The organism is Paenibacillus sp. VCA1 (assembly GCF_031583795.1).
GTDB lineage: Bacteria > Bacillota > Bacilli > Paenibacillales > Paenibacillaceae > Paenibacillus_AQ > Paenibacillus_AQ albilobatus.
The window spans coordinates 655,055-673,796 of record NZ_JAVLSX010000001.1 but is presented as its reverse complement, the minus strand read 5'-3'; the positions used below and the strand labels follow the sequence as shown (position 1 = coordinate 673,796).

Annotated in this window: 19 protein-coding genes; 6 read left to right on the top strand and 13 right to left on the bottom strand. The window is 49.3% G+C overall.

Annotated elements, in window-relative coordinates; all coding sequences use genetic code 11:
- Window positions 1-54: 54 nt before the first annotated feature.
- Window positions 55-366, bottom strand: a complete 312-nt coding sequence (locus RJP21_RS02905) for an ArsR/SmtB family transcription factor (RefSeq protein WP_310858020.1) — start codon at window positions 364-366, stop codon at window positions 55-57.
- 51 nt (window positions 367-417) lie between these two features.
- Complete coding sequence (locus RJP21_RS02900) at window positions 418-894, bottom strand: MarR family winged helix-turn-helix transcriptional regulator (protein ID WP_310858019.1); 477 nt, start codon at window positions 892-894, stop codon at window positions 418-420.
- A gap of 181 nt (window positions 895-1,075) precedes the next feature.
- Between RJP21_RS02900 and RJP21_RS02895 the strand changes: the two genes are divergently transcribed.
- A complete protein-coding gene (locus RJP21_RS02895) occupies window positions 1,076-2,347 on the top strand; it encodes a serpin family protein (protein ID WP_310858018.1) in 1,272 nt (423 codons plus the stop codon).
- Between the two features lie 160 nt (window positions 2,348-2,507).
- Here RJP21_RS02895 and RJP21_RS02890 read toward each other — a convergent pair whose 3' ends face one another.
- The 3 genes from RJP21_RS02890 to RJP21_RS02880 form a co-directional block, all read right to left on the bottom strand.
- Window positions 2,508-4,457, bottom strand: coding sequence for an ATP-dependent DNA helicase (locus RJP21_RS02890; protein WP_310858017.1), 1,950 nt, complete (start codon window positions 4,455-4,457; stop codon window positions 2,508-2,510).
- Window positions 4,458-4,610: 153 nt separating this feature from the next.
- Window positions 4,611-5,486: a YwqG family protein gene (locus RJP21_RS02885; protein WP_310858016.1), complete on the bottom strand. Its 876-nt coding sequence runs from the start codon at window positions 5,484-5,486 to the stop codon at window positions 4,611-4,613.
- A 235-nt stretch (window positions 5,487-5,721) separates the two neighbouring features.
- Window positions 5,722-6,660, bottom strand: coding sequence for an AraC family transcriptional regulator (locus RJP21_RS02880; RefSeq protein WP_310858015.1), 939 nt, complete (start codon window positions 6,658-6,660; stop codon window positions 5,722-5,724).
- Between the two features lie 181 nt (window positions 6,661-6,841).
- On the opposite strand from RJP21_RS02880, the gene RJP21_RS02875 reads away from it, so the two are divergent.
- The 3 genes from RJP21_RS02875 (at window position 6,842) to RJP21_RS02865 (ending at window position 9,643) form a co-directional block, all read left to right on the top strand.
- Window positions 6,842-7,579: an SDR family oxidoreductase gene (locus tag RJP21_RS02875; protein WP_310858014.1), complete on the top strand. Its 738-nt coding sequence runs from the start codon at window positions 6,842-6,844 to the stop codon at window positions 7,577-7,579.
- Window positions 7,580-8,098: 519 nt separating this feature from the next.
- Window positions 8,099-8,857, top strand: a complete 759-nt coding sequence (locus tag RJP21_RS02870) for a 3-oxoacyl-ACP reductase family protein (protein ID WP_310858013.1) — start codon at window positions 8,099-8,101, stop codon at window positions 8,855-8,857.
- A 195-nt stretch (window positions 8,858-9,052) separates the two neighbouring features.
- Window positions 9,053-9,643 (top strand): TetR/AcrR family transcriptional regulator, encoded by a 591-nt coding sequence (locus tag RJP21_RS02865; protein WP_310858012.1) that lies wholly within the window; start codon window positions 9,053-9,055, stop codon window positions 9,641-9,643.
- A gap of 160 nt (window positions 9,644-9,803) precedes the next feature.
- Here the strand turns inward: RJP21_RS02865 and RJP21_RS02860 are convergent, their stop codons facing one another.
- The 3 genes from RJP21_RS02860 to RJP21_RS02850 all read right to left on the bottom strand — a co-directional run bounded on the left by RJP21_RS02860 (window position 9,804) and on the right by RJP21_RS02850 (window position 11,323).
- Window positions 9,804-10,658: a hypothetical protein gene (locus RJP21_RS02860; protein ID WP_310858011.1), complete on the bottom strand. Its 855-nt coding sequence runs from the start codon at window positions 10,656-10,658 to the stop codon at window positions 9,804-9,806.
- An 84-nt stretch (window positions 10,659-10,742) separates the two neighbouring features.
- Entirely contained in the window at window positions 10,743-11,009 is a 267-nt protein-coding gene (locus tag RJP21_RS02855; protein ID WP_310858010.1) for a hypothetical protein, read from the bottom strand.
- Window positions 10,976-11,323, bottom strand: coding sequence for a winged helix-turn-helix transcriptional regulator (locus tag RJP21_RS02850; protein ID WP_310858009.1), 348 nt, complete (start codon window positions 11,321-11,323; stop codon window positions 10,976-10,978). Before RJP21_RS02850 ends, RJP21_RS02855 begins: the two co-directional genes overlap by 34 nt.
- 104 nt (window positions 11,324-11,427) lie before the next feature.
- On the opposite strand from RJP21_RS02850, the gene RJP21_RS02845 reads away from it, so the two are divergent.
- Complete coding sequence (locus RJP21_RS02845; protein WP_310858008.1) at window positions 11,428-12,294, top strand: arginase family protein; 867 nt, start codon at window positions 11,428-11,430, stop codon at window positions 12,292-12,294.
- 687 nt (window positions 12,295-12,981) lie between these two features.
- Here the strand turns inward: RJP21_RS02845 and RJP21_RS02840 are convergent.
- From RJP21_RS02840 to RJP21_RS02830, 3 genes are all read right to left on the bottom strand, one after another.
- The gene (locus RJP21_RS02840) at window positions 12,982-13,497 is read right to left on the bottom strand and encodes a GrpB family protein (RefSeq protein ID WP_310858007.1); all 516 of its coding nucleotides are present in this window, start codon (window positions 13,495-13,497) and stop codon (window positions 12,982-12,984) included.
- Window positions 13,498-13,689: 192 nt separating this feature from the next.
- Window positions 13,690-14,940, bottom strand: a complete 1,251-nt coding sequence (locus RJP21_RS02835) for a serine hydrolase domain-containing protein (RefSeq protein WP_310858125.1) — start codon at window positions 14,938-14,940, stop codon at window positions 13,690-13,692.
- 109 nt (window positions 14,941-15,049) lie between these two features.
- Window positions 15,050-15,496, bottom strand: coding sequence for a GNAT family N-acetyltransferase (locus RJP21_RS02830; RefSeq protein WP_310858006.1), 447 nt, complete (start codon window positions 15,494-15,496; stop codon window positions 15,050-15,052).
- Window positions 15,497-15,579: 83 nt separating this feature from the next.
- Here RJP21_RS02830 and RJP21_RS02825 point away from each other — a divergent pair, with 83 nt between their 5' ends.
- On the top strand, window positions 15,580-16,002 hold the full coding sequence (locus RJP21_RS02825) for an SRPBCC family protein (protein WP_310858005.1): 423 nt from the start codon (window positions 15,580-15,582) through the stop codon (window positions 16,000-16,002).
- A gap of 79 nt (window positions 16,003-16,081) precedes the next feature.
- On the opposite strand, the gene RJP21_RS02820 is transcribed toward RJP21_RS02825, so the two are convergent.
- Together RJP21_RS02820 and RJP21_RS02815 are read right to left on the bottom strand one after the other, a co-directional pair.
- Window positions 16,082-17,230, bottom strand: coding sequence for an AI-2E family transporter (locus tag RJP21_RS02820; RefSeq protein WP_310858004.1), 1,149 nt, complete (start codon window positions 17,228-17,230; stop codon window positions 16,082-16,084).
- Between the two features lie 3 nt (window positions 17,231-17,233).
- Window positions 17,234-18,544 (bottom strand): hemolysin family protein, encoded by a 1,311-nt coding sequence (locus RJP21_RS02815; RefSeq protein ID WP_310858003.1) that lies wholly within the window; start codon window positions 18,542-18,544, stop codon window positions 17,234-17,236.
- Between the last annotated feature and the right edge of the window lie 198 nt (window positions 18,545-18,742).

Genomic DNA, 18,742 nt, shown 5'->3' with positions numbered 1-18,742 from the left:
GATATGTAAATATGTTAACGCAAAAAAAAGGAGCTTCCTCCTTTTTCATGGGCATTACAATTCATTCCGGATATAATCGGCGAAAGCCTGGATGGTTTTCTCGTTGCGGCGGTAAAAGGTCCATTTTCCCACCCGCTCCATTTCAAGCAAACCGGCGTTTTGCATCATGAGCAAATAACTCGAGACGACGGATTGGGCCAGCCCGGCCTTTTCCTGAATGTCGCTTACGCAGGCGCCGATGTGCTGGGGCACCCCGTGTTGGACGTAAGGCGTTTCATCGAAATGCCGTTCCGGATGTTTCAACCAAGCCAATATTTGACGACGTGTTTCATTCGATAAAGCTTTTAAAATTAGAGACGGTTCCATTCATTTTTCGATCCTTTGGCATCATATTTTCAGGCATTCGCGAACGATGGTTTACCAGGAAGGCCGAAGCTTCTTTGGCAAATCCCCTTCGCTTACGCTCTGGATAATCCGTTTCAAATCCGAACGCATCATTTGCAGCCGATCGTTGCCGATCACGGCTCCCCACTGGCTTTCAATGTGGTTATAAATGCTTTCCTTGGCTTTCATCAATGCCTGGCCGCGCTCCGTAAGCACCACCAGCTTGCCTCTGCCATCCGAAGGATGCGGTTTGCGGGCGACATAGCCGCGCTCCTCCAAATAATCCAGCATCTGGCTCACCGCCTGCTTGGATATACCCAAAAGCTCAACCAGCGTTTTGGCCGTGGCCCCGTCCGGAACCAGCCCCTGGAACAAAAAACCGTGCGTGGGCCGGATATCTCCGAATCCAAGCTCGTTCAGGCGCTCATGCAGTTCCTCATTCAACGCGCTGAAGGCGAGCGAAAACAATGATGCCAAATCCTCTTGGTGTCGACGGGGTGTTTTGGGCATAAGTAGCACAACTCCTTGTTATAAGTAAAAGTTAAAAATTGGTCAGTTTAGTTGACTTCTATGTTCATTATACCGCCTGGGATCAGGGAGAATCAAATCGGGAACGGGTTTTTGAGGCGCAACTTCCTAAGATCTGGAACGTCTATGAATATCATGTGAACATGGAAGGCGGTTTAACCCGATGATCCGAAAAAAAATTTCGCTGCTCCCCGTGCTCTGCGCTTCGCTGCTCCTGTTGTCGTCCTGCGCCGGCCGGCAGCCGGATTCCGCGGAAAAGGCAAAAAACGTCCATGTCCTCTCCTTCGCCGAAAGGCAGACGGTGGCAGACAAGCTCGATCCCGCCTTGATCCGGGCGCAAAATCGGCTCGGTCTGCGGATCCATGAAAAGCTCGCGGAGTCGGCAAACCCGGGGGATAATATCCTATTATCCCCATATAGCATTTTTACCGCTATATCGTTAGCCTATCAGGGCAGCGGCGGACAAACCGCCGAAGAAACGGCGCGGGTGCTCGGCATCGAACAGATCGGCAAGGAGCAGGCGAACGCCTCGGTCCGGACGCTGTATACGCTTCTCGGGGATGCGGGGTCGGGCGTCCGGTTGAATTCGGCCAATTCCGTCTGGTACCGCAAAGGCGTGGAAATGAAAGAACTTTTTATTCAAACGGCCGAAAACAGCTACCAAGCCGACGTTCAGGCCGTGGATTTTGAAAACGGGCGCACCGTCCAGGAGATCAACGGCTGGGTAAACGAACATACGGGCGGCAAAATCCCGGCGATTCTCGAGCAGGCTCCCGATCGGAACACGGTGGCGATTCTGCTGAATACCGTCTATTTTAACGGCGCTTGGCAGAATCCTTTCGATCCGAAAGACACAACGGAGGGCGACTTTACGCTAAGCGATCAAACGACCAAACAAGTGCCGATGATGGAGCAGACCGGTATGTTCGAATTCAAGCAAACGCCCGAAGCTCAAGCGATTCGCCTGCCCTACGGTGACGGGCGGCTGAACATGCTGATCGTGCTTCCCGCAGGCGGGCATTCGCTCGCCGATGTCATGAAGGGCATCCGCAAGGACCCTTCCCCTTGGCAAGCCCGTTTCGAACATGCCTCCGGCGAAATCCGGCTTCCTCGCTTCAAAGCGGAATCTTCGCTAGAGCTAAACGATGCGCTGGTCGCCATGGGCATGAAGCAAGCTTTCGACCCGGCCGCCGCCGATTTTACCGCCATGTCCGATGCCAAACCGCTGTTTGTGTCCTCCGTGCTGCACAAGATGGTCCTTGACGTGAATGAGCAAGGCACGGAAGCGGCAGCCGTCACGGAAATGGCCATGGCGGGTTCGGCTCCGCCGGCGGGCCGGTTCGAGATGAACGTGGACCGTCCTTTTTTCTTCTGTATCGAAGACGGCCAAACCGGGCTCTGGCTGTTTATGGGGACGATCGGAAATCCGACGTAAAACAGAACCAATCATCAACGTATAACAAGGAACGCAGTCACGGGTTACGGAATATCTATTGAGATGAAGAGCTCCGCTGGACGCTTTCATAGCAAAGAGCCGCGCAAATGCGCGGCTCTTGCCGTGTCTACGATGTATCTTTTAAGCAGCCATGAAACCTTTAAACCTGCTCACACAGCTCCACGCCCTCCGGCAGCACGGCCAGCACCTTTTCCTTGACGCCGGGATTCGTCCACAGCTCTTCGCCCAGCAACACGACGATGCCACGGTCATCCCGGGAACGGATCAGCCGGCCGATGCCCTGGCGCAGACGCAGCAGCATGTACGGCAGGTCCACTTCCGCGAACGGATCGGCGGCCGCCTTCCGTTTGGCGTTAAATACCGGATCATGCGGCGGAAACGGCAGCGACCAGATGATGACGTTCGACAGCGACGGCCCCGGAACGTCAAGGCCTTCCCATAGGCTGAGCGCGCACAGGACGCTTTCCTCTTCGCGCTGGAAGGCCGAAATCAGATGGCTGATTTCCCCGTCGCCTTCAAAATAAAACGGTATCCCGGTCAATAAAGGCTCGTCCTTCGCCATATGTTTGAACCGGCGCAGCTCCTCCCGGGTACGGAACAGAATCAGCGCCCTGCCGCCGGTTTGCTGCAGCAGCCGTACCGCTTCCTTCATTTTGCCTTCAAAGCCGTCTGCGAGATTCCATGCCGGCGCCAGCACTTGCATCTGTTCCGGATACGCATAAGGCGAAGCGACCGAAAAAGACAGAAAGCTTTCAATGCCAAGGCTGTCCGCGAGGTAACGGAACGAACCGTCTACCGACATCGTAGCCGACGAAAACACGATCGGCATGCGCAGGCCGAAAACATGCGCCTTCAGCACATCCTTGACCGTTCCGGGCATAATCGAAAGCGTAAGCCCCTCCGGACTGTCCTCGACCCAGCAGATCAATGCCTCCGAACGCTCGAACAACATAAGCGCCTGCTGCATCATGTCCAGATGCTCCTCCACGATCCGGAGCTGATATTCGTCCAGCGTGTACAGTTCGCCTTCAAATACCAGCTCTTCTTCAATCGCCGTCAGCAGCCCCCGGAACCGGTGCACTTCGCCGAGAAGTTCCTCCGTCAGCATGATTTCTTTGCGGTCCGAACCCGGAATGAGGCGGCTGTGCCGCCCGAACGCGGCAAACATCGCTTCGCTTTGCACGATGGCATCGTCGATCCGAACGGCGAGCGATTCGCGGATTTCGTTTTGCAGCAGGCGCGTAATCAGTTCCTCGAATACCGTATGTTTCATTTTGTAACCGAGCGCCTTCATGGCCGCCGACTCCAGCAAATGCCCCTCGTCAAACACGACGGAGGAATGCTCCGGAAGCAGCGGCAGCTGCCCCTCGCGTTTGCGGCCGTCGTACGTCCACACATGCTCCAGGTAATAATCATGCGAGCAAATGATCACGTCGGTTGCGCGGCGGTAATGGTCCCGCGACAAGGTCTGTCCGCAGCGGTGGCGGCGGTCGCAGGTAAAGCAGTCCTGGAAGGGATCCCAGCTGATTTTTTTCCACTCTTCGTCGCCAAGCTGCGGGTAATCCCGCCGGTCGCCGTACGTATGGAAGGACTGCATCGGTGCAGAGGAATACACAAAGTCCGGCAAACCTGCCGCGATGTCTTCCCATACCATCTCCTCATCGCCTTCCACTCGCGCGTGGTCCAGCTTTTTGAGGCATAGATACTGATCCGGCGATTTGCCGAGCCGCGCGTCGATCACCAAATCCAAATGCCGGGCCAGCTTGGCGATATCGCCTTCAGGTTTGACCAGCTGCTCGATCAAAGACTCGTCCGCGCAGGCGATGACCGCCGGCTTGCGCGTATAACGCGCATAACACACGGCGTACAGAAGATAAGCCAGCGTTTTGCCCGTGCCCACCCCGGCTTCGGCAAAAATCGTTTTTTTCTCGGCAAACGCCTTTTCCAATTGAAACGCCATATAAATCTGCTCGTCCCGGACTTCAAAGCCCGCTTCCGGCAGCAGCTCGTAAAAAACATCCGCTACCCAGTCCGCCGCTTGCTGAATAAAAGGCTGGGAAGGATCATATGCAAAAGGGTACCGTTCCACGTTCGAATTACCTCAGCTTTCCAGTTCAAAAATCGTTGTTTTTCCGTTGATCTTCTTGAAACGAACACCCCATTATCACATGCTCCTTCCGTAATTACAATGGGTTGGCGGGAAATGCCCTAAAAAGCAAAATCGGCCAATCAAAATCCCGAACTATGTACACTGCATCTCGCAAACCACCCGTTCAAAGCGCAGCGCCGCGAGATCATCCTCATGGATCCAAAAATAAATCCGGCCGACGTCCCCCCACATCATTCCCGTCTTGTCCTCCTCGGAATCGATTTGCAGCAGCAAACGCCATTTTACGGCCGAATTCACGATCTGCTTGCGTTTTTCGGAATTCGCCATGTCATCCCAGCCGTACGCGCCGCGGGCCAGCTCGCAGCCGACTTGCATATCCCCTTGAATTTGATCCGGATGTCCCATCAAACGGTTAATATAGTCGTCCTTCCCCCATACCCGTTCAAACTCCGGCAAAAATACCTCCCAGTATTGATCAAAATGCTCACGGTTGTCGCTCCAGCCCAGGTCCAAGCTTTCCAGGAAGGCGGACTCCGAATCCGGGACGGATAGAGAAGATTCAAACGAAATACGGTTAGGTTTCACCCTCGAAGCCTCATTCAAACGTTCGGGGATATTTCTGCGTGAAATTTGATCAAGCCGTTCAGCGTCGAAATAGAGGACACGGCAAGTATCAGGGTCCCCATAAAAGTCATCATCGTCGAACATCGGCTCTACGGCATAGAAAAAAGATAGAAGGCCGTTCTTTGGAAGGGACAGGTCCCGGGGACATTCCGCCAGGTTGATTTGGGCGATAAAAGTCATTTCGTAGTCCTTCCACATCGGCCATTCCACGTCTTCAGGCAGATCCGGATGACCTCCGACCTTGCTGCTCCCCACAGGGATCGAAGAATCATGCGCAGGCTGCAAATTCAGATACGCCGTAGGATAAATCCATCTGGCGATAGCCTGCTTATAGGCTCCCAGCCCTGCCTGTTCCAACATTTGAATGATCTCATCAATAGCCATTTTTAGACTCCTTATAAAGCGGCAGTTGCCGTATCCCCTTGCCCATTTTAAGGCAAAGGTTCATGTCATATATCGGATGCCGATTTTTCACCACTTAAGGTTTCATCAAGCATAACGAGTTTCACTGGTGTACTGCATGTTTGTTAAGCATGAAAAAGCCCCCCTTACGCTAACAGTTTTCTTATTTCGCCTGTCTGCCATAACGGGAGCATATCACAATCTTTTTATCCGATTTTCAGTGGACAGTCCTGTTGCCGCTAGCGACCAAGCCGTGAAGCTCCTGAACATCCCGCGCCGGCGGTTTTCCGTACATGCGGGCGTATTCCCGGCTGAATTGGGACGGACTCTCGTAGCCGACGCGAAAAGCCGCATCGGAGGCTTGCACCGATTCCGTCAACATTAACCGCCGGGCTTCTTGCAAACGCACCGTTTTCTGGTATTGCAACGGGCTCATGGCGGTGACGCGCTTGAAATGCTTATGAAACGCCGACACGCTCATGTTTACGGTCTTTGCAAGCTGCTCAACCGCCAGTGGGTGGTCATATTCCCGATTGATCAAACGAATGGCTTGGGCGATGTTGTAGCCATGGCTGCCGCTGATCGCAAATTGGCAAAGAAGCGCGGCCTGCTCGCCCTGAAGCATGCGATACAGAACTTCGCGGATGGCAAGCGGCGCAAGAACCGGAATGTCCTCAGGCGCGTCGAGCAGCTGCACAAGCCGCACAAGGGCTTCGAGAAGCGCGGGAGACGTTTGGTTCACGGCGATCCCACGGGCGGCTTCCGCGGGCGCGGGAGCGGGGCGGTTCGCCTTTTCCATGATCTCCAGGATGACGTCGATATCGAAGCCAAGTTTCAAACTTAAATAGGGAATCTCGGGTGAAGCCTCGACAATTCTGCCCATAATCGGCAATTCGACGGAAGTGACCAGGTAAGTCGAAGGATCGTACCGGTAGGATTCATCTGCCAGCGCGGCTACTTTAGCCCCCTGCGCCACAACGCAAATGGATGGCTTGTAGATGGATTCTAGCGGTTCCGACAAGCGCGTAGCATGCATCAGCGTCAACGAAGGGATCGCCGTCCGATGAATCCCGCCCTCCGGAGCGTGGCGGCGTATTAAAAGCGCCAGTTGCTTCAAAGCATGTTCCAGGCGCTGCGGTTCATCCGTTTTGTCCATATAGGCCGCCCCCCTTTCCAGGTAGGATGTTACGTCTATTATATGGAGACGGAAGAGAATTAGGCAAGGATCGGACAGAAATGATCTAACGGCAAGGTAGCGATCCTTCCTATAATGAATTTGCAAGGTCGAAGTCGGCGAACGACCGATCGGCCCATATCGGATGAGGAGTGGAGAAGAAATGAGTTTGAATGGAAAAGTTGCAATGGTTACCGGGGCGTCGCGGGGGATCGGACGGCAAGTAGCCATCCAATTGGCGAAAGCCGGAGCAAAAGTGGTTGTCAATTATTCTTCGAGTCGGGAGAAAGCGGATGAGGTTGTCAAGACGATTGAGCAATTTGGCGGCCAAGCAGCGGCCAACCGGGCCGACGTGAGCAAGGTGGCCGAAGTCGAAGCCTTGTTCTCGGAAACGTTGGAGCGGTTCGGACGCGTGGACATTTTGATCAACAATGCAGGGGTTATGGCAAACGTTACGATCTCGGACGTGACGGAAGAGATCTTCGATCGGCATTTCGCGCTCAACGTCAAAGGTACTTATTTCGCTTGCCAACAAGCGATGAAACATATGGCGCCAGGCGGAACAATCATTACCTTCTCGACGTCCATCTCGGGTGCAATGCTCCCGACCTACAGTCTATATGCCGCAACAAAGGGCGCGGTTGAGCAGCTGACACGGCAATTGGCCAAGGAATTCGGTCCCAAAGACATCACCATCAACTGCATCGCCCCCGGGCAAGTAGCGACGGAATTGTTCCTGAACGGCAAATCGCCGGAGCTGGTCGATTCGTACCGCCGAATGAATGCGTTCGGACGGCTTGGCGAACCGGAGGACATTGCGAATGCCGTCGAGCTGTTCGTCAGCGATCAAGCCCGTTGGATCACGGGGCAGACGATTCGCGTCAACGGCGGGTTCAACTGATTTGGGCCCGTCGATTCCCCGCTGGATCACAAGTACGGCAGATTACGGCACGCAAAAAGAGGGCGTACCCAAAGATCTTAGATCTTGAGGGCGGCCCCATTTTGCTGTTGAGAGACGCTACGGATACGAATCATTCCTCCCATCGCTCTTGCGCTCCAATTTCCTGAATGGTCTTTCGTTCTCGGTAGAAATTGGATTCTCAAAGGCGAACACTTTCGCTTGTCCGAAAAATTCCCCCCGGGGGATTCGGAAAATCAAGAAAACTCATATTTTTTGTTTATCCTACAAAATACATTCATAAAAGTCATTTTTCATCGACAAGCGTAGTCATCGAATTGGAATCCATTCTGCAGATTCCGATAAAAATCTACGATATATTGGTGCGTCAGCAAGATCAACTGGACACAAATTTCATCTGTACTGCCAAAAGCCTAAAAATTAATTCTTGCCATTTTGAACCGAATGGTTCATAATTAATTTGAACCTATCGATTCATAATATAAGAAGAGGAGTTTTACTATGCATACGACAAACACAATAAATAAACCCTTAGCGGGCAGAAAGGCATTGGTCACCGGAGGAGCTCGCGGCATTGGCGCAGCAATCGTTAAACGGCTAGCAGGAGACGGTGCATCGGTTGCTTTTACTTATGTGAGTGCGCAAAGTAAGGCAGAGGAATTGGTACAAGAAATTAAAAGCGCAGGCGGCCAAGCTTTGGCGATTCGCGCGGACAGCGCTGATTTTGGGGCATTGAAAGGCGCCGTCGAAGAGACGATCCAATCATTTGGCGGTATTGATATTCTTGTAAATAATGCAGGCATTACAAGTTTAAAGCCCTACGACCAATTTACCCTGGAGGAATTCGATCAACTAGTTGCGGTTAACCTGAAGGCGGTATTCGTTGCCGTTCAAGCGGCCGCTCCACAAATGAAACCAGGCGGTCGTGTCATCAATATTGGCAGTGTTGCCGCCGAATTCAATCCGTTCCCAGGAAACAGCCTGTATGTCTCGACCAAGGCCGCTGTAGCCGGATTGACGCGGGCGTTGGCGCGTGATCTAGCACCTCAAGGTATTACAGTCAACAATATTCAACCGGGAATGATTGATACGGATATGAATCCGGAAAACGGCCCCTATGCTTCGGGCACACAAATGATTCCGTTAGGAAGATACGGAAAGGCATCCGAAATTGCAAGTATGGTGGCTTATATCTCTTCACCTGAGGCGGGCTATATTACAGGGGCAAGTATGAATATTGACGGAGGCGGGAGCGTCTAACAGGAGTTAGTTTCCCAATGAAGACCTGTTGAACGAGGAACGATTTATGCAAGATAAAAGATCCAATCTGTCAGGAGGTCGGCTGCCGCCGATCTTCCCTAGCAGTTTTGGATCTTTCTCATATTTCCGTAACCATGACAGATTTCAAACCATGTAGTAAAATCAATAATTATCTATTGAAAAGGGGAATTGGTTATGGCAGCCGGACGTCCTCGGGCCTTTGACATTAAACAGGCACTTGAAGGTGCCTTGGAAGTTTTTAGGGAAAAGGGGTATGAAGGGACATCGTTGTCCGACCTGACCGAAGTCATGAAGATCAACCGTTCAAGCTTTTATGCCACCTTCGGAAGCAAAGAGAACCTGTTTCACATGGCGTTTGATTTATATATGAACGAAGGGCCAATTCAAGCTTCAATGGCTGCTTTAAACGAACCGACAGCACGCTTAGTCATCGAGAAACTTCTTCGTGCAACCGCGGATTCGGTGGTCGATCCCGATCATTCTCCGGGCTGTTTAACGATAAAAGGAGCCTTGGCGTGCAGTGAGGAATCTGACCCGATCAAACAATTGTTAACCAATCTACGCGTTCAAATTGAAAAAGCGCTCAGTACCCGGTTGGAGCAAGCCAAGAAAGTTGGGGATTTGCCCGAGCATACTGATCCTGTCGCTCTTTCCCGGTATGTCGCAACTCTCGTGTATGGTATGTCGATTCAGGCCGCGAACGGGGCCAGCCGTGAGGATCTTGAAGATGTGATTACCATCACTCTGACAGCATTGTCAATATAAAAAAAAATTTAAGCATCTTTTCAATCGGCAATCATTGAAAACATCTATGCTACTTGAGAAGGTTGTGAACGAATAAGCGACTTTAATTTGCACTATTCTTCAAAGTTCATATTTGAAGGTTGTTGCAATCTTATAAAAACCCAGGATCGTCGAATAACCATTAAGGAAAGAAAGGGCTGGCTGTATCGCTTAATTTGCCAAGTAAGGAAACTGTACGGTCTGCACCTGCTAATAGTAAACCTTTATCCAAACTTTCGGGATCGTTATAGAAATAAAGGATATGATGCGTATCAGCAGTATTGTCCGAAACGGCTCTGACGGATACACCACCATCCACCGTGTTAGCAATGGTAAATCTTTTGCCATCCTTCAGTTCCAAGTAATGTTCATGCTCGGAAACATACCTTTCTACACGACCGCTTTCGAGGTTGTAAAATAAATCCGCTGATAGTGTATTGGGCCACATCCCATTAACCTCGGAACCATCCGCTAAAGTCGCCTTCATGAAATATAAAATCGTGGTTTCGCTGGGCATTCTCCTTGTAGGTGCCAGCTTTGCGGTAACATCGCTAATCCATTTTTTTAATACGCTGTCGTTTAGTTTCAAGTCCTCTGATCTCCACCCTAAACGGAGTAAAGCGATCTGTGCTTGAGATAAAGCATAGTAAATCCCAAGCTGAGGAATGATACGTTCAAATACCGTTATCGTTTTGGCAATGGCTGTAACCGTCTCGGATGCACCTACTGCCGTGTTTCCGTACATAGAACCGACTTCTGCTTTAAAATGAGAATCAAGGAACATAAGTGAACCTTCATTCTTGTTCAATGTAACTTTCAGTGTCGAGTGTGCAGTTCCTTCGCTAACAATTTCTAAAGCCCTGTTAAAGGCATAAGACTCTCTATACTTGCCTGTATCTGAAATTATACCGAATCGTCTCGTCAATAAATCATTTAAATTCTCAAGCAAAAGATCTTTATTAGCTTCATTGCTTATTGAAGCGGCGTCAAGACCCAATAATCTGACAATCCCCTCAGGCTGGACCCCCGCCCTCAGGACGGATGTGACCCTTACGCTCCGGGTCGCGCCGATCGAACGTGATCATGCCAATCGTTGTTCTGTTGAGCTCGACCGCGTGACGTAGGTGCCCACCTCTGGTGTGGAGAACAGGTCGATCAGCGCCGTACGGTCCTGGGCCTCGGAATGGCGGATCATGAGCCGGTCGATCTTGATCGGAGCAGGCTCCGGGCTCGGGATGAGCATCGCCAAAACCATCGTTGCAGCACGATGTGGTCTTGACTTGAAAATTGCTTTTAGGGATAAGAGTAAATGTTCTACTCCTTCGGCTGCTGGTTCTTGACTCCCCATTCACATAACCCTTCCAAAACGGGCAATAAGGTTTCCGCTTTTTCTGTGAGACTATACTCGACTTTAGGGGGAATCTGAGGGTACTCCGTCCGTTTAACCATGCCATCTGCTTCCAATTCTTTAAGCTGTGCGCTCAACATTTTATAGGTGATAGCACCAATCTGTCTTTTCAAATCATTAAAGCGAACTGTTTGGTTTTCGGCTAGGAGGTAAATAATAACCATCTTCCATTTTCCACCAATAACTGACAATGAATAACCAAAAGGCGTATCTTGTATATGCTTAACCTTACCTTTATATTCAGCCATACTCATATTTACACTATCCTTTCTGATAGTATCTACCCATAAAGTGCGTTCTATTCTTTTGTACGTCTAAATTCTATACTAACATTACTTCAAGTAAAGGAGAGAAAAAAATGACTAAACAAACCATACGCCTGCTGATGCCGCAATGGCAAGGCGGAAATAATCCAAACTACTCTTTCGGAGCCGAACTGCTTGCCTGGCTTGCTCCTGATAATGATCAGCCCCTTATTCATGTCCCCGTTCAAGCTTATGACGGAACTCCACTGGAAAACGAGAACGGTACGTATGGAAGAAAACAACTGCTTGAGCAATTAGAGGCTGCTTATCACATCATTGATACCCATAAGCCGGATCGCATTGTCATGTTTGGTGGTGACTGCTTAGTCGAGCAAGCCCCATTTGCCTATTTGAACGAACGATACGGCGGGAATTTAGGTTTAATTTGGATTGATGCTCATAGCGATTTAGGTAGAATTGTTGGCTATGATTATGGACATACATTGCCTCTGGGGAATCTGTTGGGAGAAGGAGATGAAGAGTTTGCCCAACATGTGAAAATCCCTTTAAAGCCTGAAAATGTGTTTATCGCAGGTATAAATGTACTAACAAAACTAGATACAGAAATTATCCAAAGACTTGGTATTAAAACTGCTGGAAGCCAGGAGTTATTGAACAGCACTAAGCCTATAAAAAGTTGGATTAAACAAAATAACATCAAGCACCTGGCTATTCACCTTGATTTGGATGTGCTTGACCCCAAGGCATTTCGTTCATTATTATTCGCCAACCCTGAAGCATCTTATGATTTTTCCGCTGCCGGTACCATGCAAATCCCTCAGCTCCTTAATCTCATTAAAGAGCTGTCAGCAGAATCAGATGTAGTTGGATTAGGCATAACGGAGCATATGCCGTGGGATTCTATTAACTTAAAAAAACTGCTTTCGGAAATACCTATTTTAAATGAGCATGGTGCTTGATCGCTACTCACCACAGTAAGCACTGCTATCCGACTAGTCGACAGAAATCTAGGCCGCCTGCTGTTGCTTAGCTGTGCAAAACTCAGCTAAGCAACATATTCTTCGTTTTTTGCGTCTTTCAACACTTGGACTTGCATCCTTTTCCGACTGCAGCAAAATCCCATTAACAGGACCTAAACGGCGAGAGCAAATGATAAAATCTTATTGTGACAAGTTACATTTAATTTTCTAGATTCCTCTTTTGGTTCGATGACTACATCCCTAAATCCAGTTACTATTTCCTCGCTTTCTTGATAAATCCATTTGCATTTCCAATCCGTTTCACATCTTTCCGAATCGTAAGATGGGTTCAGCATAGGAATTAATTGTAAACAGTGCGCTGGGTTGCGGAACAAATACGGATTTCTTTATCCAAGAAGGGGGAACCACTCGGGTTCGAAATTTCAAAGATGGCCAGCGGCTCGGTAAAACCATGACATCGTCAAAATGGACGCATGGCAGTGTGCTGATAGATTACTTTCATATTTGGAGATCAACGGCTGTCTTCAGGTTGGAAACGGGAATTTCAACGCCGGAGATTCTAGAAATAAAGCTCATGTTCTCACTCCTATCGTTTCGTTTTATACTAAATTAACGATGGTAAGGAACAAAACCAAACACATTTAAAAAAATAAAAAAAGTACTTGATCATCGATCAAATACTTTTCCGGCGAGTTTCAGTATCCCCTTCACGAAATCGCTTTTGGCACGAGTATATGACTTGCGGTCGTCGCGAAACCTCTCTGCAAGTTCAAACTTCAAATCACCGTATGCTTTTGCGTCCTCGGGATGGCTTCTCAAATAATCACGAAACAAAATATGACGCTTATATTCCTCGTTTTCTGCCGTACAGACGTATAAGTGATGCCAAGGTACGTGATTCGGAGGGATAAACGCTTCCCGCCCGGCGATGCCCAAATCGCCTTCATGAAGATATCCAAGGGAAGTTAACCTTTGAACGGCTGTTTGAACCTCGGCTTCCGTAGGCACGACTACATCTATATCCACGATAGGTTTGGCTGCCAACCCTGGAACCGATGTGCTCCCAACATGCTCGATGGCAACGATAATGTCGCTTAACGCCGGCAGCACGAAATCACGCAAATCTTCAAACAACCTGACCCAATCCGGATCATATTCCACGACCGTTATGCTTGAGTTCATGTACTCCCCCTTCTCGGCACATCAATTACTGAACACTATTCTTCAACGTTTGGCGTATTCCTACCGAGCCTGGCTTCATAAAAACCGGCAAAGTCCATGCTTGTCATTCCATCGAGCAATACAAATGCCATTTTCATTGCGCACCTGTCCCTTCTCTATTTGAAAATAAACTTTCGGTTACCAATTCAATAATCAGTGCTTGGCATACCCGAAAAACGTCATCTCTCCATTTTCGTTCTGAGTGATACTGTAGGGATGGGTCTGATCGGAATATCTGCGAACGAATTTCCCCTCGCCTACCGGATAGATCTCGATATGAAGATTGCCGGAGAATCTCGTAAAGTATAACTTGCCATGAATGAACTCCACCTGGATTTTATCTTTCAAGTATGTTCCGCAGTACTCCTTCAGCAGGGTTTCGCTCATGGGAAATTCTTGATGTTTCTCGGGAACCTCGACGTCGACGCCATGCAAAATATCCGAGATGGCATTCCCCAACCTGTACTGACTCACAGCCTCATTATTGGAGAGAATGTTAATGCAAATATCTTCTTCAAAATAACTTTGCATATAAGCGCTGACCCCGAGGTGATCTCCCCCATGGGAATAGCGGTCCGTTCCGTAAATATGATGGTGTTCCAGCCCATAACAGTAGTTGTTTTGGTTCACATTAAAAAACCTGGCATACGTCTTCCGCGACAGCATTTTCCGGTCCCGCAAACAGGCATGCCATAAGTATAAATCTTCGCAGTTCGAAACGATGGCGCCTGCGCCAATGCTGAATTTCTCGTTATGATATGGACTTTTGATGTATACATCATAATCTTTTACGTAATTGGAGGACCTGTTGATAATAGGTTTGGAGCCGTCATCAACGGCGCTGTTCATCATATTCAAGGGCAGGAAGATATGGTTTCGAATAAAATCCCCGTACTTCTCCCCGGAAACATGCTCGATGATCCATGCAAGCAAATTATAGTTTGAGTTGTTGTAATCAAACACTGCGCCTGGCGACGCCGCAGGTTTTTTATCGATATACCGCTCGAAGAAATCTTGCTGCGAATACTCCAAGCGATTGTATTGACCAAAAAAATCGTCTTTAAAATGATAGAAATTATATAATCCGGAGGTATGCGATAACAGATGGTGTACCGTGACCGACTCATCCACGTTCATATCGGCAGGAAGATATCGTTTGGCAGGCTGGTCGATGTCCAGCAGTCCCTTTTCATGTAGGAGCATAATCGCAAAGGCCGTAAATTGTTTGGATAAGGAAGCGGTGGAGAAGCGCGAATGCAGACCGTTTTTAATTCCGAACTCGATGCTTGCGTAGCCATAGGCGTTTTCAAAAAGCACTTTGCCTTGCTGGATGACCTGAATAACGCCGTAAAAGTCCCATAATGCCAAATATTCGTTTATGTATGCTTCCAGTTTCATTTGCATGGATTGCACGGATCCCTCTCCTCGTTTTTTTGTATGAAAATCGGCGGCTTGGTTCACTTTGAGGCACAATCCACTTGTTCACGATTACGGATGCCGGTTTTTTTGCGTTTTATTCCCCTAGTCTTTTCTTCAATAAAAGTTCATCGTCTATAACATAATGGTTATGTTCGTACGTTCTAATTGCGGCGTCGTTCCCTTTTCCTGTAAGTACTTTTAAATCTTTTACGCCACGCCCTCTAAGATTGTCTTCCAGACAAGAAAGTATGGCGGCTGCAGCCCCTTTTCTTCGCGCGTTTTCTTCTACATACAGTTCGGTAATTTCCCCCTGAGGCTCTTCATAGCAAAATGAATCAAAACTTTGGGCACAGCCAAAACCGACGATTCTGCCATGAAACTCCGCCACGGCAACCAATTCGTTGTTGGTGTTCAGGCTATTAATGATTTGGGCCGGAGGCCTTCTGTCGCCTCCGTTAAACTCTTGATTTAGCCTCGACAGTTCCTCCGCATCGGCTATGGTTGCCAGTCTTGCCTTTATATCCGCATTCATTCTATTCATCTAGTCCTTTCGCGTATAATTACATATTCTACCACATCTGATTGACCATGAATTTACTCTAGGATAAACTAACCTCAAGGAGCGTGATCTTTTTGCCAACGATTCACAAGGAGATTTTGATTGAAGCCACACCTGAGCATGTTTGGGATGTAATAAGCGATGTAGGAGCAGTTCATCATCGTTTGGTTCCCGGCTATACCGAAGATACGATCATGAACGGCTACGAAAGGACTCTGGTTCTGCCGAACGGCGGGATCACCCGCGAATTCATCGTCTCTATTGATGACAAGGAACGGCGGATGGCTTATGCGGTAAAAGAAACGCGTTTGCCCCTGTTGCACCATCATGCGTCCTTTCAGGTTTTCCCTCATGGCGAGAACGCTTCTAAGCTCGTGTGGATCACCGATTTCCTGCCGGAGCACCTTGCCCCCGAGATTCAAGCACGCATACATCGCGGAGCGGAAGTGATGAAAGAAACCATCGAGGCGGGGGTCAAAGGAGACTGACACTGAAATTTCCCTTCATTGCTGCTCATACGAAGATCTACGAAAAAAGCCGCAGGACTCGCCTGCGGCTTTCTCTTGCTTATTGCTCCGGATTCACCGGTTCATACAAACGGGAGCGGACTTTGAACCATTGATAAATGTGGGAAACGATGACCTTCAGCACCGCATATCCCGGAACGGCCAGCAATACGCCGACGATGCCGAACAGATTGCCGCTCGTTAAAATGACGAAAATGATCGTGATCGGGTGAATCTTCAGCGTTTTGCCCATGACCTGCGGCGAAATGAACTTGCCCTCGATCAGCTGCACGACCGTCCAGACGATGATCATTTTCAGCAGCATGATCGGAGAGGTGACCGCAGCCACGATCAGGGCCGGAGTAATGGCGATAGCTGGCCCCAAATACGGCACGACGCTGGTGAATGCCGCAATCACCGCCAAAATCAGCGAATATTTCAGGCCGATAATAATATAGCCGATAAACAGCAGCGCCCCGATGCAAAAGCTGACGATGATTTGCCCGCGGATGTAAGAGCTGATCTGATGGTTCATCTCTTTCATGACGCGGTTCGTTTCGCCGCGCAGCTTCGTGGGCACGAAACCGAGAATGAAGCCGGGAAGCTTTTTCCCGTCCTTCAGCAAATAGAACAGAATAAACGGCACCGTGACGATGGCCAGCACCACTTCAATGACGTTGCCGACGAATCCGCCGATCCCGGTCCATGTTTTATTCAGGAAGGTGGAAGCCTTCTCCGAAACCGTCCGGATCATTTCCTGCGGATCGAAATTGATGGACTCCTGAAACTGGTTGATCAATTTGCTGCCCATCAAATGCTCGAACTGCACCCGGATCATTTCGCTATACGCGGGAAAATTCGTTACCAGATCCATGATTTGTTCCCGGATGACCGGGATGACAAGCGTCAGCAGCACCGCAACGACGCCGATGATAAGCATGTACAGCAGCAAAATGGACTGAAGCCGCCCCACCCTGTGCCGCTCAAGAAAATCGACGATCGGATTCAGCAGATAGTACACGATCCCCGTGAGAATAATCGGCAAAATGACGGTTTTCAGCAGCACGATCACCGGGTGGAAAATAAACGATATTTTACTGAGCACCATAATATTCAGGCCAATCAAGAGCAGAACCAGCAAAAACAATACGAAACGGTTGTTCAGAAAAAACTTTTTGAAGCGGCTCGCCCAGTTCACGGAGTTGTCCATCTTTTATTCCTCACTTTGCGTTTCCTTGATAATTTCCAGCTTGCAGAAACGGTTGTTCTCCCTTTCCAGCAGCGTAAACGTTACGCCTTCATGCATGAAGGATTCCTTCTCTTCCATCTCGTTGTTTTGGCTGTAAAGCCAGCCGCCGATCGTATCCCATTCTTTCGTGTCCAGATCGAGATTGAAGTAGTCGTTGATTTCCGAAACGGAGACCATCCCGTCTACGATCAGATGGTTTTTCTCCACTTCCTGGATCTCCTCTTCTTCGTCCGCATCAAATTCGTCGCGGATCTCGCCGACGATTTCCTCGATGATGTCCTCGATCGTAACGATGCCCGACGTACCGCCGTATTCGTCGATCAATACCGCCATATGCGTGCCTTCGCTTTGCATCCGCTGCAGAAGCACGCTTACCGGCGTCACTTCCGACACGGCCATGACCGGGTGGATCAGCGTGGATACGTCAACGTCCGGGTTGTCCTCATATGCGAGGAAAAACTGCTTCGTGTTGATGATGCCGATCACGTTGTCCTTGCTGCCGTCGATCAGCGGGAACCGGGTATACTGCTGCTCTTTGATGATTTCCACGTTTTCGCTGCGCGGCTTGTTTTTGTCGAGACAGATCATGTCGGTGCGCGGCACCATAATCTCTTTTGCCAGCATATTGTCAAACGCAAAGATCCGGCTTACGTATCCGAATTCGTTGTCGTTGATTTTTCCGCTTTCGTAACTTTCGTTCAAAATGATTTGCAGCTCTTCTTCGGTATGGGCTTCTTCATGCTCCGAGGCCGGCTTGACGCCGAACAAACGAACGAGCTGGTTAGCCGAACCGTTAAGCAGCCAGATGAACGGGTACATGATTCTTTTAAACCAGATAATGGGGGCCGAGAACCAGAGGGCAATGGTTTCCGCTTTGCGGATCGCCACCGTTTTCGGCGCGAGTTCGCCGATGACCACATGCAGGTACGTAATGACGACAAATGCGATCAGGAGGGATAAAAAAGAACTTAACCCTTCGGAAAAATGCCATTTTTCAAACAGCGGATGCAAAATTTTCTCCACCGTCGGCTCTCCGAGAAAGCCCAGCACAAGCGACGTAATCGTAATTCCGAGCTGGCAGGCCGACAAATAGCCGTCCAGGTCTCCGAGCACCTTTTTCACGGCGTGCGCGCCTTTGCGCCCTTCGGCGATCAGTTGGTCCACGCGGCTGGCGCGGACGCGGATCACCGCAAATTCCACCGCTACGAAAAAGGCCGACAATCCAATCATGAGTGCAACCAAAACCAAATTTAAAACATACCTGTCACTTTCCATTAAAGCTCATCTTCTCCTTTAAAAAATATAATAATGACTATTTAAGATGCTTATACGATAATTCAGCTGCTTAGGTTTCAACTGAAGCCTAAAAAAATTTTTCCTGCTTCCGAAAAAACAAGGCCCCATATCCTACATCTTTTCCGGAATGAACGCAGACATTCCCTTCGATCCGCGCATTCTGCGTCTTGATTACCG

Coding starts and splice junctions, on each gene's coding strand:
- RJP21_RS02905 (WP_310858020.1), bottom strand. CDS start 366: ATGGAACCGTCTCTAATTTTAAAAGCTTTATCGAATGAAACACGTCGT.
- RJP21_RS02900 (WP_310858019.1), bottom strand. CDS start 894: ATGCCCAAAACACCCCGTCGACACCAAGAGGATTTGGCATCATTGTTT.
- RJP21_RS02895 (WP_310858018.1), top strand. CDS start 1,076: ATGATCCGAAAAAAAATTTCGCTGCTCCCCGTGCTCTGCGCTTCGCTG.
- RJP21_RS02885 (WP_310858016.1), bottom strand. CDS start 5,486: ATGGCTATTGATGAGATCATTCAAATGTTGGAACAGGCAGGGCTGGGA.
- RJP21_RS02880 (WP_310858015.1), bottom strand. CDS start 6,660: ATGGACAAAACGGATGAACCGCAGCGCCTGGAACATGCTTTGAAGCAA.
- RJP21_RS02875 (WP_310858014.1), top strand. CDS start 6,842: ATGAGTTTGAATGGAAAAGTTGCAATGGTTACCGGGGCGTCGCGGGGG.
- RJP21_RS02870 (WP_310858013.1), top strand. CDS start 8,099: ATGCATACGACAAACACAATAAATAAACCCTTAGCGGGCAGAAAGGCA.
- RJP21_RS02865 (WP_310858012.1), top strand. CDS start 9,053: ATGGCAGCCGGACGTCCTCGGGCCTTTGACATTAAACAGGCACTTGAA.
- RJP21_RS02855 (WP_310858010.1), bottom strand. CDS start 11,009: ATGGGGAGTCAAGAACCAGCAGCCGAAGGAGTAGAACATTTACTCTTA.
- RJP21_RS02850 (WP_310858009.1), bottom strand. CDS start 11,323: ATGAGTATGGCTGAATATAAAGGTAAGGTTAAGCATATACAAGATACG.
- RJP21_RS02845 (WP_310858008.1), top strand. CDS start 11,428: ATGACTAAACAAACCATACGCCTGCTGATGCCGCAATGGCAAGGCGGA.
- RJP21_RS02840 (WP_310858007.1), bottom strand. CDS start 13,497: ATGAACTCAAGCATAACGGTCGTGGAATATGATCCGGATTGGGTCAGG.
- RJP21_RS02835 (WP_310858125.1), bottom strand. CDS start 14,940: ATGCAAATGAAACTGGAAGCATACATAAACGAATATTTGGCATTATGG.
- RJP21_RS02830 (WP_310858006.1), bottom strand. CDS start 15,496: ATGAATAGAATGAATGCGGATATAAAGGCAAGACTGGCAACCATAGCC.
- RJP21_RS02820 (WP_310858004.1), bottom strand. CDS start 17,230: ATGGACAACTCCGTGAACTGGGCGAGCCGCTTCAAAAAGTTTTTTCTG.
- RJP21_RS02815 (WP_310858003.1), bottom strand. CDS start 18,544: ATGGAAAGTGACAGGTATGTTTTAAATTTGGTTTTGGTTGCACTCATG.